12 protein-coding genes are annotated in these 14,866 nt (G+C 66.4%); 2 read left to right on the top strand and 10 right to left on the bottom strand.

Annotated elements, in window-relative coordinates:
* Positions 1-67 precede the first annotated feature (67 nt).
* Positions 68-3,064: an efflux RND transporter permease subunit gene (locus V5F66_RS00740; RefSeq protein ID WP_394093284.1), complete on the top strand. Its 2,997-nt coding sequence runs from the start codon at positions 68-70 to the stop codon at positions 3,062-3,064.
* Between the two features lie 137 nt (positions 3,065-3,201).
* Here the strand turns inward: V5F66_RS00740 and V5F66_RS00735 are convergent, their stop codons facing one another.
* Positions 3,202-3,930: an SDR family oxidoreductase gene (locus tag V5F66_RS00735; RefSeq protein WP_394050368.1), complete on the bottom strand. Its 729-nt coding sequence runs from the start codon at positions 3,928-3,930 to the stop codon at positions 3,202-3,204.
* A gap of 189 nt (positions 3,931-4,119) precedes the next feature.
* On the opposite strand from V5F66_RS00735, the gene soxR reads away from it, so the two are divergent.
* Positions 4,120-4,551 carry a redox-sensitive transcriptional activator SoxR gene (soxR, locus tag V5F66_RS00730; RefSeq protein WP_394003307.1) on the top strand — a complete coding sequence of 144 codons (432 nt, stop codon included), beginning with the start codon at positions 4,120-4,122 and terminating at the stop codon, positions 4,549-4,551.
* 85 nt (positions 4,552-4,636) lie between these two features.
* Here soxR and V5F66_RS00725 read toward each other — a convergent pair whose 3' ends face one another.
* The 9 genes from V5F66_RS00725 to V5F66_RS00685 form a co-directional block, all read right to left on the bottom strand.
* Entirely contained in the window at positions 4,637-5,746 is a 1,110-nt protein-coding gene (locus V5F66_RS00725; protein WP_394050370.1) for an amidase, read from the bottom strand.
* 3 nt (positions 5,747-5,749) lie between these two features.
* Positions 5,750-6,775: an FAD-binding oxidoreductase gene (locus V5F66_RS00720; RefSeq protein ID WP_394092995.1), complete on the bottom strand. Its 1,026-nt coding sequence runs from the start codon at positions 6,773-6,775 to the stop codon at positions 5,750-5,752.
* 120 nt (positions 6,776-6,895) lie between these two features.
* Complete coding sequence (locus tag V5F66_RS00715) at positions 6,896-8,041, bottom strand: ABC transporter substrate-binding protein (RefSeq protein ID WP_394092994.1); 1,146 nt, start codon at positions 8,039-8,041, stop codon at positions 6,896-6,898.
* Between the two features lie 50 nt (positions 8,042-8,091).
* The gene (locus V5F66_RS00710) at positions 8,092-9,243 is read right to left on the bottom strand and encodes a YlbE family protein (RefSeq protein WP_394092993.1); all 1,152 of its coding nucleotides are present in this window, start codon (positions 9,241-9,243) and stop codon (positions 8,092-8,094) included.
* Positions 9,244-9,254: 11 nt separating this feature from the next.
* Positions 9,255-10,904, bottom strand: coding sequence for an ATP-binding cassette domain-containing protein (locus V5F66_RS00705; RefSeq protein ID WP_394092992.1), 1,650 nt, complete (start codon positions 10,902-10,904; stop codon positions 9,255-9,257).
* Positions 10,901-11,845, bottom strand: a complete 945-nt coding sequence (locus V5F66_RS00700) for a branched-chain amino acid ABC transporter permease (protein ID WP_012113069.1) — start codon at positions 11,843-11,845, stop codon at positions 10,901-10,903. The genes V5F66_RS00705 and V5F66_RS00700 overlap by 4 nt, the downstream gene beginning before the upstream one ends.
* 1 nt (position 11,846) lies before the next feature.
* Complete coding sequence (locus V5F66_RS00695; RefSeq protein ID WP_394050376.1) at positions 11,847-12,716, bottom strand: branched-chain amino acid ABC transporter permease; 870 nt, start codon at positions 12,714-12,716, stop codon at positions 11,847-11,849.
* A gap of 26 nt (positions 12,717-12,742) precedes the next feature.
* The gene (locus tag V5F66_RS00690) at positions 12,743-13,360 is read right to left on the bottom strand and encodes a hypothetical protein (RefSeq protein WP_394092991.1); all 618 of its coding nucleotides are present in this window, start codon (positions 13,358-13,360) and stop codon (positions 12,743-12,745) included.
* Positions 13,361-13,468: 108 nt separating this feature from the next.
* Positions 13,469-14,833 carry a Rieske 2Fe-2S domain-containing protein gene (locus tag V5F66_RS00685; protein WP_394092990.1) on the bottom strand — a complete coding sequence of 455 codons (1,365 nt, stop codon included), beginning with the start codon at positions 14,831-14,833 and terminating at the stop codon, positions 13,469-13,471.
* Between the last annotated feature and the right edge of the window lie 33 nt (positions 14,834-14,866).

Raw genomic sequence — 14,866 nt, 5'->3', positions numbered from 1 at the left:
GGCGCCAGTGTCATCCTTCACCGACATCTTCATCCGCCGGCCGGTGCTGGCGATCGTGGTCAGCCTGATGATCCTGGTGCTGGGCCTGCGCGCCATGAGCTCCATGCCCATCTTGCAATATCCGCGCACGCAGAATGCCATCGTTACCGTCTCGACCACCTATCCCGGCGCCGATCCGGACGTGGTGGCGGGCTTCATCACGACGCCGCTGGAAAATGCCATCGCCCAGGCGAACGGCATCGACTACATGACCTCCACCAGCACCACCGGCACCAGTACCATCACCGCCAACCTGCGGCTCAACTACGATACCGGCAAGGCGCTGACCGAGATCAATACCAAGGTCAATTCGGTACTCAACCAACTGCCCTCCGGTACTCAGCAGCCTGTGCTGACGGTCAAGGTCGGGCAGACCATCGACGCCATGTATATCGGCTTCCGCAGCGACGCCATCGCCGGAAACCAGATCACCGATTACCTGATCCGCGTGGTGCAGCCGAAGCTGCAGGCGGTGCAGGGGGTGCAAACGGCGGAACTGCTCGGCAGCAAGACTTTCGCCATGCGCGCCTGGCTCGATCCCATCCGTCTTGCGGCCTATGGTGTGACCGCCTCGGAGGTCTCCACCGCGCTCACCCGCAACGACTACATTGCGAGCCTCGGCAACACTAAGGGCCAGATGGTGCAGGTGAACCTCACCGCCTCAACCAGCCTGCACAATGTGGAGGAGTTCCGGAACCTCATCGTCAAGGAGGCGAACGGCGCCATCGTGCGCCTGAAGGACGTGGCGAACGTCACTCTTGGCGCCGACGACTATGAGTCCGCCACCATGTTCGACGGGCGGGAGTCGGTCTATATCGGCATCCAGATCGCCCCCACCGCCAATCTGCTTGATGTCATCAAGGGCGTGCGCGCGGTGCTACCGGAGATCGAGAGCCAGCTGCCCACCGGGCTCTCCATGGGTGTGATCTACGATTCCTCCGCCTTCGTGAATTCCTCCATCGAGGAGGTGATCCACACGCTGGTGGAGGCGCTGGCCATCGTGACCCTTGTGGTATTCGCCTTCCTCGGCTCCTGGCGCTCGGTGCTCATACCGGTGATCGCGATCCCACTGTCGCTGATCGGCACCTTCCTGATGATGCTGGCCTTCGGCTTCAGCATCAACCTGCTGACGCTGCTGGCCTTGGTGCTCGCCATTGGCCTCGTGGTGGACGACGCGATCATCGTGGTGGAAAGCGTCAACCATCACATGGAAGAGGGCATGAGCGCGCTTCAGGCCGCCTTCGCCTCGGCGCGCCAGCTCGCCAATCCCATCATCGCCATGACCGTGGTGCTGATCGCGGTCTATGTGCCCATCGGATTCCAGGGCGGGCTCACGGGTGCGCTGTTCACCGAGTTCGCCTTCACGCTCGTGGGCGCGGTGACCATCTCGGCCGTGGTGGCGCTGACGCTGACGCCGATGATGTCCGCCTACATGCTGAAGCCGGTGGACCATGCGGGCGGGGACCTGGAATCGCGCATGGTGCTGGCGGTGGACCGGGTGATGGGCAGGATCACCGCCGCCTATTCCCGCTCGCTGACGGGCGCTCTCAACTACATGTCCGTCACCGCCGTGTTCGCCGCCCTCGTCCTGTGCAGCGTCTACTGGCTGTATGGCACCGCGCAGAGCGAACTGGCGCCCGAGGAGGACCAGGGCATCATCCTCGCCCAGAGCATTTCCGCCCCCAATGCGACACTGCAGCAGAAGCTGCTCTACAATCGACAGACCTACGAGACCTTCTCCAAGCATCCCGAAACCGAGACGGTATTCCAGGTGGAGAGCACCGGCACCAGCATCGCCGGCTGGGTGCTGAAGCCCTGGGACGAACGCAAGGCGACCACCAAGACCCTTCAGCCGATGATCCAGCAGGAGCTGAACGCCATCGCCGGGCAGAAGATCGTCGCCTTCCAGACCTCGCCTCTGCCCGGCTCGAACGGCCTGCCCATGCAGATCGTGATCGGCACCTCTGATGGCTTCGACAAGCTCAACGAGGTGGCCGCGAAGTTCCTGCAGGAGGCGCTGGACACTGGCCTGTTCATCTTCCTCAACAACGATCTCAAGATTGACCAGCCGCAGGCCTCCATCGTCATCGACCGGGAGAAGACCTCGCTCCTCGGCCTCTCCATGAGCGACGTGGGCGGTGCCCTCTCCTCGCTGCTGGGTGGCGGCTATGTGAACTACTTCAGCCTGGACGGGCGCTCCTACAAGGTCATCCCGCAGGTGAAGCAGGAGGCGCGGCTCAATACCGACCAGGTGCTCGATTATTACATGCGCATGAGCGACGGAACGATGATCCCGCTGTCGACCGTGGCGCGTATCGAAACGAAGACCGTGCCGGAATCCCTCAACCACTTCCAGCAGGTAAATGCCGCCACCATCGCCGGCGTGGTCGCACCCGGGATTACCACGGGTGATGCCATCACGGCGTTGAAGGATCTCGCCAAGCGCACCCTGCCCGCGGGCTATACGCTCGATTTCGGTGGCGCCTCGCGGCAGTACGTGCAGGAGAGCGGCGGCTTCGTCACCACCTTCGCCTTTGCGCTGATCGTGATTTTCCTATCGCTCGCCGCGCTGTTCAACAGCTTCCGCGATCCGGTGGTGATCCTCTTGTCGGTGCCCATGTCGCTCGCCGGCGCGCTGCTGTTCATCAGCGTCGGCATCGGCGGGGCCAGCATCAACATCTATACACAGGTCGGCCTCACCACGCTGATGGGACTCATCAGCAAGCACGGCATCCTGATGCTGGAGGTGGCCAACGAACTGCAGCTTGAAGGCAAGTCCAAGCGCGAGGCCATCATCGAGGCCGCCACGCTCCGCCTGCGGCCCATCCTGATGACGACGGCGGCGATGGTGCTCGGCGTCTTACCGCTCATCCTCGCGTCCGGCGCGGGCGCCGCCTCGCGCTTCAACCTTGGCCTCGTCATCGCCACCGGCCTCGCCATCGGCACGCTCTTCACGCTGTACGTGGTGCCCACGGCTTATGTTTTGATGGGCCAGACGCACCACGCTTCGAAGAATGAAGACTGAATTTGCCGGGCGGATGCTCCGTCCGGCGTGCAATACCGGGACCGGCACGGCGCCGGTCCCGGGTCGCTTGCACCCAGACTGCCGACGGAGGTCTCCACGCCGGCCTCAAGCCCTGTTGGGCTCCACCTTAAATCATCTTACCAAGGTAGTTCCTGCACTTCATTGACGAAAATGCCGTTCGGTCCCTCATTGTCGAGCAATGCGAATTTAACAGCAATCACAGCCGCCTGTTCGGGCGTGCGTGTCCCCGCAAAGTTGGTCGCCTCGGTGGCCGTGTAGCCTGGGCAAATGGCGTTGACCTTAAAGCCCTTATCCTTCAACTGCTGCGCATAGCTCAGCGTGAGCGAATTGAGCGCCGCTTTGGATGCCGCATAGGTGGGAAGCCTGAAGTCGCGATAGGCCCAGTCCGGATCTGCGCGCAGCCCAAACGAACTGAGTTCAGAGGATACGTTGACGATCCGAGGGCGGGTGGATTTCGCCAGCAATGGGACCATCGCCTCTGTAAGGCGCAGGGCGCCGACGACGTTGACATCTAGTGTTTTCTGAATTCGCTCAACAACCGACAGTGATGGATCATAGTCTAAACCAATTCCGGCATTGTTGACGAGCGCGTCAAGGCGCCCGTATTCATTCTCTATAAAATGAGCAAGCGACGATACGCTGGCTTCGTCCGTTGCGTCCAGTTGGACCGGCCGGACCCGGAGCCCTTCCGCGAGCAGCGGGAGGCTCGCCGTCTTTCCTCGGTCAAGATCGCGGCACCCAAGCAGCACGCTGACACCTTTGCGGCGCGCGAGCCCAGCCGCAACGGCCAAGCCGATGCCGCGATTGGCACCGCTGACCAAGGCAATAATCTCATTGGTTTCCATTTTGTCCGTCCCGTACGAGCTTGCGTCGGGCCGGTCCTTCTTACGGACGCGGTCGCCAACGCGAAAGACTCTTCAGCCGTCCTTGGCCAAAGGGCTTGCATGGGCAAGCGGACCATTCGTATAAAACCTCGAGTATGGTTTAGGTCAAGGATTTTCGTCGTGGACAGACGAGGAAGCCCGCCTCGGCAAATGACCGTGGGGGAAGTTGCGCAGCGCAGCGGAGTGGCCGTTTCGACTCTGCACTTCTACGAAGCCAAAGGGCTCATCGCGGCAACGCGCAGCCGCGGCAACCAGCGGCGCTTTTCCAGGGACATTCTACGGCGGATCGCGATTATCCGGGTGGCACAGCACCTGGGAATGCCGCTGGCTGAAATCTCCGCCCTGCTGAAACCGATACCGGCCGGGAAACAACCGTCAGCTGCCGCGGTTCGCGATATGGTCGCCGGCTGGAGAGTGGCATTGCAGGCGCGTATCGACGGTCTCACCCAGCTGCGCAACCATCTGGATGGTTGTATCGGATGCGGATGCCTGTCACTTGAGGAGTGCCCGCTCCGCAATCCTTCGGATGCGTTAAGTGCTAGGGGAGCGGGGGCGGTTTTGCTACAGAGTAATTTGGAGTGAATTCAAGAAATATATTTTACGTAGTCGTCATTTTTTAAACTAATGTATCATTTTTGGTGCAAACAACTGGAGCTGAAATCGCCCCTCATTGCGACCTTGCGGGGCTGACCCGTTCAGCGACCGCCAGGACCAACGCATCCTCGCCCTTTCTCCCGACGATCTGCAAACCCGCCGGGGCGCCGTTCTCTGCCAGCAGCGGCACGGTCACGGCGGGATGTCCCGACAGGTTGAAGGGGCGCACGAACGTCGTCATGCCTACGGCGGAAAGGTCGCCGCGCGCTTCCGCAAGGGCAGGCGGGAACTCGGGCATGGTCGGCAGAACCAGTACGTCGAGGGCTTCGAGGAGTGCGTCGATCTCCGCCGTGAACGCCGCACGCACAAACTCGGCTGCGGCGATCTCCTCCCTGGTTACGGCGGCTGCCTGGGCGAGGCGCCGGGCGACGTCGTCTCCCACGAGACCCGTCTGCAGCAGGTGGCCGAGGCCGGTGACGTTCTCGGCATTGATGATGGCGAGACCGGCGGAGAAGGCGGCTTCAAGTCCGGCGAGTTTGACATCGCGGCTCTCGACGCCCGAAGCTACCAGTGCCTCGTTGACGGCGCGGTGGATCGCCGGATTGGCCTTCACCGCCACGCGCCCGATGCGCGGCGCATTCACCGACCGTCGCGCGAAGGTGGGATCGATGATCTCCATGGCGCGCATCAGCATGTCCGCGCTTGCCGCGATCGGGCCTACACAGTCGATGGTGCTGTCGGTTGGCATCACACCGTGCCGGCTGACCCGACCGAAGGTCGGCTTCAGCCCGAAGACACCGCAGCAGGCGGCCGGGATGCGGACGGACCCGCCGGTGTCCGTGCCGAGGGCGAAATCGGCGAGCCCCGCCGCCACTGCCGCGGCCGATCCCGAGGACGAGCCGCCGGGCACCAGATGCGGCCATTTCGGGTTCTCGGGCGTTCCGCTCCAGTCGTTGATGCCGGTCACGCCGAAGGCCAGCTCGTGCAGAGTGGTCTTGCCGACGATCCGGCAGCCCGCTGCGAGCGCCCGCGCCACCACTTCGGCATGTTCGGTCGCGGGGGCTGCGTCGGCCAGGGCCCGGCTGCCCGCCATGGTCGGCTCGCCCGCGATATCGATGGTGTCCTTCACTGCGACGCGTGGGCCATCCGCCCCGAGGCTGAGGGTCTTGACAAAGATGCTCATGGATCAAGCTTTCGACCAGGCGGCGGTGGCCCCGCTCGCGACAAAACGTTCCAGAAAGATGGCCGCAGGATCGGCGCCGTGGGCAGTCAGGAAGGCGCGCGCCGCGTCGGTCATGGGGGGCGGACCGCACAGGTAGATGTCGCGCCCCGGCACGTCCCCGGGCTGGAGGAGATCGGTGGCATAGCCCGCCTGCCATTTCGGCCCGGCGTCGCCACGCGCCACGGCGACGCGGATTTCAAGGCCCGGCAGGCGACTTGCAAGCTCGGCGAGGTCGTCGAGGCAGAAGAGGTCCTCGGGCGTGTTCACGCCGAAGCAAAGGGTCATGGCGCGCGACGTTGGCGCGCTCGCAATCTGTCGCAGCATGGCGAGCATTGGCGCGAGGCCCGTGCCGCCGGCCACCATCAGCAACGGGCGCGTGCCGTCGCGGAGATAGAAGGTGCCGCGTGGGCCTTCGCACGCGATCTGGTCGCCGGGAGCCGCGCGTTCGCGCAGATACGTGGACATGGCGCCGTCGTCGAGCAGCCGGATCAGCAGCTCCAGAGAGCGCTCCCCGGACGGCGGGTTGGCCATGGAATAGGAGCGCAGGGCCTCCGTGCCCGGCACTTTCAGGTTGATGTACTGGCCGGAGAGAAACACCAACGGCTTGAGCCCCAACGTCTGCCCCTTCAGGCGGATCACGCTGGCGCCGAGTTGCTCCAGGCTTTCGATGCGCAGCGTGAAGGGCTTCGCCGGCAGCAGCCGGGTGCGCTCATAGGGCATGCTGAGCGTCACGTCTCCATCAGCTGCCGAGACGCAGGTCAGCACCTCGCCGCCCTCCATCTCGGCGGTGGTGAGGGAGGTGGTGGCGAATGCGTCATGCTCGATCGCGCCGGCGAGAAGGGTGCAGCGGCAGGTCTGGCAGTCGCCCACCTCGCAATCAGAGCTCAGCGCCAGTCCGTTACGGCGCGCGGCCTGGAGGATCATCTCGCCGGGGCGGGCCTTGATCTCGGTCCGCTCGCCGTCTGCGAAGACGATGGTCACATTGGGCATGTCCGTCTCCTCGGGAGCGTCCGGCCGGGCGCGCGCGTCTCCGCGCCCGACTGGATCGCCGAACGGAATCGGGTGAAGGGAATGGATCGGGTCGCGGCGGTCAGCGCCGCCGCAATGTCATCACCGCACGAGGGCGAACTTGCCGTCCTTGACGGTGAGCATCACCACGCTGTCCGCCTTGGCGCCGAAATGGTCGCCGGGGCCGTAGGTGTAGACGGCGGTGACACCCACGTGATCCTTCAGGCCCTCGATGGCACCGCGGATGGCGGCGCGATCGGTGGCACCGGCCTTCTTCACCGCCTCCGCCAGCATCATCACCGCGTCGTAGGCGTTACCCGCGAACGTCGCCGGGGGCTTGCCGTATTTGGCCTCGTAATCCTTCGCGAAGGTCTCGATCACGGCTTTCTGCGGGTCGTTCGCGGCCAGCGCGCCGGTGACATAGATCTTCGAGGAGGGGATGAAGATTCCGTCCGCAGCCGGGCCGGCGAGGCGCAGGAAGTTGAAGTCGTTCGCGGCCTGGGAAAGATAGAGCGGCAGGTCGATGCCGAGCTGGCGATAGTTCTTCACCACGATGGCCTGTCCGGGGCCTGTGGCCCACACCACCACCGCCTGCGCATCGGTGCCGCGCACCTTGGTGAGCTGGGGCGTCATGTCCTGATCGGCGTTGCCGAAGGCCTGCTGGGACACGACGGTGATGCCGTAGCTGGCAGCGTTCTTCTCCAGTTGCTCGCGGCCGCTGGTGCCGAAGGGACTGTCCGCATTCAGGAGGGCGATGCGTGTGATCCCGCGCTTCTTCATGTCCTCCATCATCACGCTCTGCACGAGCACGTCAGTGAGGGGCGAGAGGAAGATCCACTTCTTCTCCTCCGCCGGCAGCACGATGTTGCGCGAGCCGCCATTGGAGATCATGGGCACCGAGGCCCGCTGCACGGTGTCGATGATGGCGAAGGACGAGCCGGAGTTCATCGGCCCGACGATGGCAGCGATGTCGCCCTGTCCGATGAGGCGCTTCACGGCGGTCACGGCGCGGGTGTTGTCGCTCTCGGTGTTGACGTTCACGAACTCGACGGGCTGTCCGTTGATGCCGCCCGTCTTGTTGATCTGCTCCACCGCCAGCATGGCGCCCTCAAGGCCGGGCTGGCCGAGGGAGGCGACGGGGCCGGAGGTCTCCAGAAGGCCGCCGATCTTGATGGGGTCGGCAGCGTGGGCGGCCGAGAGGCCAGCGGCGATAAGCAATGCGGCGATGGTGGGTCTCAGGGGCAGCATGGGAACACCTTCGGTCGGGGCTGTGTGGGCGGATCAGGAACGAATTCGGGTCAGGCGATGGCGTTGAAGGCTTCGGCGAACAGCGCCGGGGGTGGGGTATGGATGCCGCCGCCGATGCGTCCGCGCCGTCCGGTGCGGTCGAGGATGCCGAGGGCGATGCGGGGCGCGGCGCCGGCCGCCACCAGGGCCGCGGCGGGGAGCCCGACGCGCGCCCGGCTGAGGGCGAAGGCGGGGTGCTCGCGCGGGAACAGGCGTGCCCGCGGCAGGCCGGCTTGCTCGGTCAGCATGGCGCCGAAGCCCAGCGCGTCCACAAGAGCGCTGTCGCCGATGGCGCCGAGGCGGTCGTCCGGGGTGACGCCCTCCACCAGCGTGCCCTCCGGGGGCGCGGCCGGCGCGGTGAACCACTGGCCGGGCCGGCCGCCGAGCTGGACACCGGCGTCCACGCCGTTGGCGCCCATGGCGGTGATGAGGCTGCTGCCGGGGATCTCGGCGGCCGAGGCGATCAGCTTGGCCGTCGCCATCCAGAGGTTCAGGAAGAAGCCGGGCGCGCCATCCAGGAAATGGCGTTCCAGCGTGGCGCTGCCGAGGCGTGGTGCGATGGCCTCGATCACCAGCCGCGTACCCGCGACGGTGCGGCCGTGGCAATCGTCTCCCGCCGCCAGCGCGGCGTCCGCGATGGGCAGGAGAGGAATGTCCCGGTCGGCTACGATGGACAGCGTCGCCGCAAGGTTGCCGTTGATCCACTTGAGGTGCGCGAGGATGTCGGGTCCGGCAAGGCCGAGCCGTTGCGCCTTGGCCATGCCGCCATTGATGGGGGCGAGCACGCGGCGGCGCGGATCGGCGAGATCGACGACGATCTGGGCCGCCATGTTCGGCGAGAAGACGGCGGCAAGCGGCACCATGACGCCATGGTCCTGTGCCGGGGCGAGGCGGATGGCGCCGGAGAGGATCATCGCCTCCGCCTCGGTCGCATCGGCGGCCCAGGCCTCCAGCAGCGCGGCCATAACGGCGCTGTTGAGGATGGGACGGGCGATGCGCGCCAAGTCCACCGGCGGGCCGGCATGAAGAATGGTCCGCTCGGGAAAGTCCATCGCGTCGCGCGCCAATGCGACGCCGCGCCAGGCCGGTTCCACCGCGTGCATCAGTGCGAGCGCGGTGCCGTCTGCGTCGGAGAGGGCGGAGGGGGCGGTGATCTCGTCCAATGCGACCTCCTCTAGACCGCGATCATGCGCGGTGCGCTGCAGCCGGATGCCTGGCTGTCGCTGGTGCCCAGATAGGCCTCGGTGATGCGGGGATCCCTCAGCAGCTCGGCGCCCGTGCCGCTGGCGGCGACACGCCCGTTGGCGAGCACCAGGCCCCGGTCGGCGATGGCGAGGGCCGAGGCGATGTTCTGCTCCACCAGCAGGATGGTGAGGCCCTGCCTTTTCAGCCGCGCAATGGAGGCGAAGATCTCGTCGATCACCTGCGGAGCGAGGCCGAGGGAGGGCTCGTCGAGCATGAGCAGGCGCGGTTCGCCCATGAGGGCACGACCGATGGCGAGCATCTGGCCCTGTCCGCCGGACAGGGTGCCGGCGAGCTGACGCGCCCGCTCTTTCAGCACCGGGAACAACTGGTACACCATATCGAGGCGGGCTTCGAACACCGCCCGCTCCGCGCGGCTCTGGTGGAGAAGGTGCGTGAAGCCGCGGGCGCGACGGCGGGCATAGCGGCCGGCCGCCAGGTTCTCGGCGACCGTGAGCGAGCCGAACAGGGCGCGCCCCTCGGGCACGAGGCAGAGGCCGCGGGCCACCACGGCATCCTCCGGGAGCCGGGCGATCTCCTCGCCGGCGAAGGACATCTCGGCGGCGCGCGCGTTCACCACCCGGCCGATGGCCTTGAGCAGGCTGCTCTTGCCCGCGCCGTTGGCGCCGACCAGCGCCAGCACCTCGCCCTCGTCGATGTGGAGCGATACGCCGTCTACTGCCGTCAGGCCGCCATAGGTGACGTTGAGATCCCGGACCGTCAGCAGCCGCGCCGCCGGCCTCACCGGCTCGGAGCTGGCCTCGGCGGCCGATGCGACGATGGCGGCGACGGGCGCCGCGGCGGGCTCCTCCGGCGCGCGGCGGCCGAGATAGGCCTCGATCACCTTCGGATTGGCGCGCACCTCATCGGGCGCTCCATCGGCGATGAGATGGCCGCGGTCGAGCACCATGATCCGCTGGGCGATGCGGCTCACCAGTGGCATGTCGTGCTCGACGAACAGCACTGTGCGGCCGTCGCGCCACAAGGAGAGGATGACGTCGCCGAGAAAGGTCTTCTCGCTCTCGTTGAGGCCCGCGCCCGGCTCGTCCAGTACCAGCATGGACGCCCCGGTCGCCAGCACCCGCGCGATGCTGAGCAGGCGCCGCTGGCCGGCAGTCAAGAGGCCGGCCGGCAGGTCCGCCTTCTCCAGCAGCCCGACCCGCTCCAAGTGGGCATCCGCCTCGCTGGCCACGCGGCGGGCGGCGGGCAGGCTGTTGGCGCGGAAGCCGAGGCCGGCGATGAGCCCTAGGCCGGAGGCAGGGACGCCGCCCACCATGACGTTTTCGCGCACCGTGAGGTGCTGGAACGGCTCCGCCGCCTGGAAGGTGCGGGCGAGGCCCCGGCGCGCCACCTCGTGGGGCTTGAGGCCCGCCAGCGGCCGGCCGCGAAAGCTGACCGTTCCAGCCGTCGGCGGCACTTCTCCGGAGAGCACGTTGAGGATGGTGGTCTTGCCGGCGCCGTTGGGGCCGATGAGCGCCACCAGTTCCCCTTCGGCCACGTCGAAGGTCACCTCGGTGAGGGCCGGAAACGTCCCGAAGGTGACGCTGACACCGGCGACGGAGAGGATCGGCTGGGCGTTCATCGGGCGGCCACCTTTCGGAACCGGCGCGCCTGCGCCACCACGGGCTCCGCAATGCCGGCCATGAGGCCGCGCGGGAAGAAGATGACCGAGACCACGAGGAGCGTGCCGTAGGCGATCACGTCGAAGGCGCCGAGCGGCTTCAGGGCCTCGCCCACCAGCGTCACGAAGGCGACGCCGAACAGCACGCCCCAGATGTTGGCGAAACCGCCGAGCGCCACCATGAGCAGGAGCCGCACGGAGAAGCCCACGTCGAACGGTCCGGGGCTGAGGTAGCCGACATAATGGGCGTAGAGCCCGCCGCCCACCGCGCAGAGGAAGCCGCTCAGCATCATCACCTTGCGCTTGATGGCGGCGACGTCATTGCCGAGGGAGCCGACCACCTTGTCGCCCTCCGCGATGGCCCGCATCACGAGACCGGCGGGCGAGGAGATGAGGTTCTGGGCGAACAGGACCGCAAGGATCACCGCGCCCCACACCACCGGCAGCACCTGGGCGTCGGTGATGAGGTCCTTGCCGAAGATCGACAGCGGCTCGATGCCCGACAGGCCGTTGGGACCGCCGGTGAGGAAATGCATCTCGACGAAGGCGATCTGCACGATGATGCCGAAGGCCAGCGTCGCCATGGCGAGATGGTGCCCCTTCAGCCGGAACACCAGCCAGCCGATGGCCCAGGCGATCCCCGCCACCAGCGCCGAGGCGATGATCACGCTCAGCAGGGCGGGCAGGCCGAGGGCGGCGCCGATGAGCGCGGAGCCGTAGGCGCCGAGGCCGTAGAAGGCCGCATGGCCGAGCGAGATCTGGCCGGTGTAGCCGGTGAGGAGCGTCAGGCCGAGGGCAGGCAGTGCCTGCAGTCCGATAACCACTGCGAGGCTGATGGCATAGTCGCCGCCCGTGACCAGGCAGGCGACGAGGATGGCGATGAGCAGGGGGATGCGGACCATGTCAGCTCCTCACCTTTTCGAGGTCGCCGAACAGGCCGCCGGGCCGGAACAGCAGGAAGACGAGCAGCAGCACGAAGGCGATGGCGTTCTTGTAGCCGGAGCTGACATAGCCCGCTGCGAACGCCTCCAGGATGCCGAGGAGGATGCCTCCCAGCGCCGCGCCGATCGGCCCACCGAAGCCCCCGACGATGCAGGCCACGAACCCCTTGATGCCGAGCTGGAGGCCGCTGTCGTACTGGGTGAGGGCGATAGGCGCCACGACGATGCCGGCGACGGCCCCGAGCGCGCCGGACATGACGAAGCTGATGAGGCTCATGGTGCCGACGCGAATGCCGACGAGGCCGGCCGCGAAGGGATTGATGGCGCAGGCGCGGAACATTTGCCCGAGGAACGTTTTGCGGAACAGCAGTTCCAGCAGGACCATCGCGGTCATGGCGGCGCCGACGACCCACAGCGCCTGGGGCGAGATGGTGGCGCCGCCGATGCGGATCGGCGCATCTCCCGAGAAGGCCGGCATGGGCTGGGCGTCGGTGCCCCAGACCAGCGCGGCCACGCCGTGGAGGATCACGCCGATGCCGATGGTGACGATGATGCCACGCACGACGTCCGAGCGGACCGGCCGGATGGCGGTGCGCTCGATGATTGCCGCCACGAGGCACGTGACGACGATGGCGAGCACGATCGCGATGGGCAGCGGCACCCCCGCCGACAGCAGAGCGATGGTGGTCATGGCGCCCACCATCGCGAAATCCCCCTGGGCGAAGTTTACGATGCCGGTCACGTTGAAGATGCAGGTGAAGCCGACGCCGATGAGCCCGTAGATGCTGCCGACGACGATGCCGCTCAGAAGAAACTGGAGCGCGTCCGTCATGGTCCGATCCTCCCGTGGAACGCCGTTCAGGCGTCCGTCCGCATCCAGGACTCGGAAAATGCCAGGAAGGCGGAGCTCTTGACGGTATCGGCGCAGTTGCGCGTCGCGACCTTGCCCTTGAGCGGACGGCCGTTGATCGTCACCGAGGCGTCGGGCGCGTCAAGGAAGACGCTGTACATTTCGTGCTTCTTGGTGGGTCCCTTCTCGGGCGGCATGTCGACAGCATAAGGCGCGCCGAGCTGGTTCCACGTGGCGACCACCTCCATGTCGGCGGCGCTGACGATCTCGCGATAGGTGCCGCGGGTGTCGCCCTCGCGCCGGATCTCTGTGGCCGACAGGTAGCTGATGGCTGAGATGCCGGGAGAGACGCGGAAGGCCGCGAACTTGCTGAAGAACTCGGCCACGAGGTAACGGGCGAGATCCTCGTTGTCGGAGATGCAGAAATTGGCGACCTCGGGCAGGCCCTTGGCGGTGCCGGGCTCGTCCAGCACGACGATGCCGCTGCCAAGGCCGAAAGGCGAATAGACGATGCGGAAGAAGCACATGAGGCCGGTCCACGGCCCCTCCGGCAGCTCCTTCAGATAGATGCCGGGGTTCTCGCCGCTCCAGTCAACGGCGCCGGGGTGGATCGGGTGCTTGGTCACGGGGCAGATCCTTGTGCTGTATGGCTGCGAGGCCGTTTCGCCTCACCGGTCTTGCGGCATTGCTGTGTGGCCGCGTGGGGCGGCGGCTGGGCAAGCCGCCGGGTGCGTTCACTCCGCCGCGCGGGGCAGCAGCGAGCGCTGGTATTCGAGCAGCTTGTGCCGCACGATCTCGATCCGGTCGTCGGCGCTGTGGTGCTCGCCCTCGATGATGATCTCGGTGACGCGGCGGCCCACCTCCTCAAGCAACTCCAGATCGTCCACGCCGTCGATGGGCGGAATGTCGAGAACCGTGTCGTGGCAGTAGGTCGGGATGAGGCCGTTGGAGCGCAGCGGGGATGCAGCCCGCTCTTCGCCTGCGGCAAGGCCGCGGATGTCGCGGCGCAGGAGCTTGCGCAGCATCACCACGCCCTTGTCGCAATAGGTGAGGTGCTCCAGCGCGTGGACGGCGATGGGCCGCTGGGAAACGATGGCGTCATAGTCTCCCGGCAGGCGCTGGCGCTCCTCGAAGGAGGCCCCGATGCCCTGTCCGTAGAAATCCACCTTCTCGACCCCGCACTCCTCTTCCTTCGCCAGGCCGCGCGGATCCACGTCCGGATGGAAATGGCGCCAGCCGATCACCCGGCAGGTCTGGTTGTCGATGGGCGTGGTCCAGCGCGTGATGCCCACGCGGCCGAACTGCTTGGCCTCCTGCCCATCCTCCCAGATATGGCCGACCTGGGCGAGGTTCGGCATGAGGATGTCGTTGGATCGCACCCACACCTTGTCCTTCCAGCGGCGGGTGGTGACGTAGATCATGCCGGTGGGCGTCTCCACGAAATCCATCACCGGAAGCTCGCCCCAGGTGTCGGAGAAGTGGGAGAAGGTCACGCGGGTGTGCAAGAACACCGCATGCGCCGGGTCCATCACGTTTTCCAGCACCTGCAGCCAGTTGCAGGGATAGGTGACGCAATACGGCACGAGCTTGTCGTCGGGGTGCTCGTAGGAATCATAGATGGGAAATTCCGGCATGGCCTCGATCGGGCCGAAGTATCCGAAGACGAGGCCCTTGTATTCGCGTGCAGGATAGGCGGCGTGGTAGAGCCGGTCCTTCAGCGTGCTGCCGGGCGGGTCGCCGGGCGTTTCCAGAACCTTGCCATCCATGCCGAAGAGCCAGCCATGGTAGCAGCACCGCAGGCCGCATTCGGTGGGCAGGCCGAATTCCAGCGACGTCCCGCGGTGCGGACAATGGCGGTCGAGGATGCCGTATTCGCCAGCCGTGTTGCGGAAGACCACGAGGTCCTCACCAAACATCCGGATGCCGAGCGGCACATCCTTGATCTCGCTGGTCAGGGCCACCGGCTGCCAATAGCGTCGCAGCAACTCGCCCGCTGCCGAGCCCTTCTCAATGTGGGTGAGCTCGACATTCTCCTCAGGTGCCGGCTCGTTCAGATATCCGGCGAAGGGCTGCGAGAGAAACTGCTTTTGCTGGGCCATGCGTTTTGCTCTCCGTGGGGCGGCGGAGGTGGG

Origin of the sequence: Xanthobacter versatilis, from assembly GCF_043193975.1 — a bacterium.
GTDB classification, from domain to species: domain Bacteria; phylum Pseudomonadota; class Alphaproteobacteria; order Rhizobiales; family Xanthobacteraceae; genus Xanthobacter; species Xanthobacter autotrophicus_E.
Note: the sequence above shows the minus strand (reverse complement) of the source record. Positions and strands in the feature narration are given on the sequence as shown.

Excerpts from the sequence above, each read along its gene's own strand:
- V5F66_RS00740 (WP_394093284.1), top strand. The coding sequence starts at position 68 with ATGATCCTGGTGCTGGGCCTGCGCGCCATGAGCTCCATGCCCATCTTG.
- V5F66_RS00735 (WP_394050368.1), bottom strand. The coding sequence starts at position 3,930 with ATGGAAACCAATGAGATTATTGCCTTGGTCAGCGGTGCCAATCGCGGC.
- soxR (WP_394003307.1), top strand. The coding sequence starts at position 4,120 with ATGACCGTGGGGGAAGTTGCGCAGCGCAGCGGAGTGGCCGTTTCGACT.
- V5F66_RS00725 (WP_394050370.1), bottom strand. The coding sequence starts at position 5,746 with ATGAGCATCTTTGTCAAGACCCTCAGCCTCGGGGCGGATGGCCCACGC.
- V5F66_RS00720 (WP_394092995.1), bottom strand. The coding sequence starts at position 6,775 with ATGCCCAATGTGACCATCGTCTTCGCAGACGGCGAGCGGACCGAGATC.
- V5F66_RS00715 (WP_394092994.1), bottom strand. The coding sequence starts at position 8,041 with ATGCTGCCCCTGAGACCCACCATCGCCGCATTGCTTATCGCCGCTGGC.
- V5F66_RS00705 (WP_394092992.1), bottom strand. The coding sequence starts at position 10,904 with ATGAACGCCCAGCCGATCCTCTCCGTCGCCGGTGTCAGCGTCACCTTC.
- V5F66_RS00700 (WP_012113069.1), bottom strand. The coding sequence starts at position 11,845 with ATGGTCCGCATCCCCCTGCTCATCGCCATCCTCGTCGCCTGCCTGGTC.
- V5F66_RS00695 (WP_394050376.1), bottom strand. The coding sequence starts at position 12,716 with ATGACGGACGCGCTCCAGTTTCTTCTGAGCGGCATCGTCGTCGGCAGC.
- V5F66_RS00685 (WP_394092990.1), bottom strand. The coding sequence starts at position 14,833 with ATGGCCCAGCAAAAGCAGTTTCTCTCGCAGCCCTTCGCCGGATATCTG.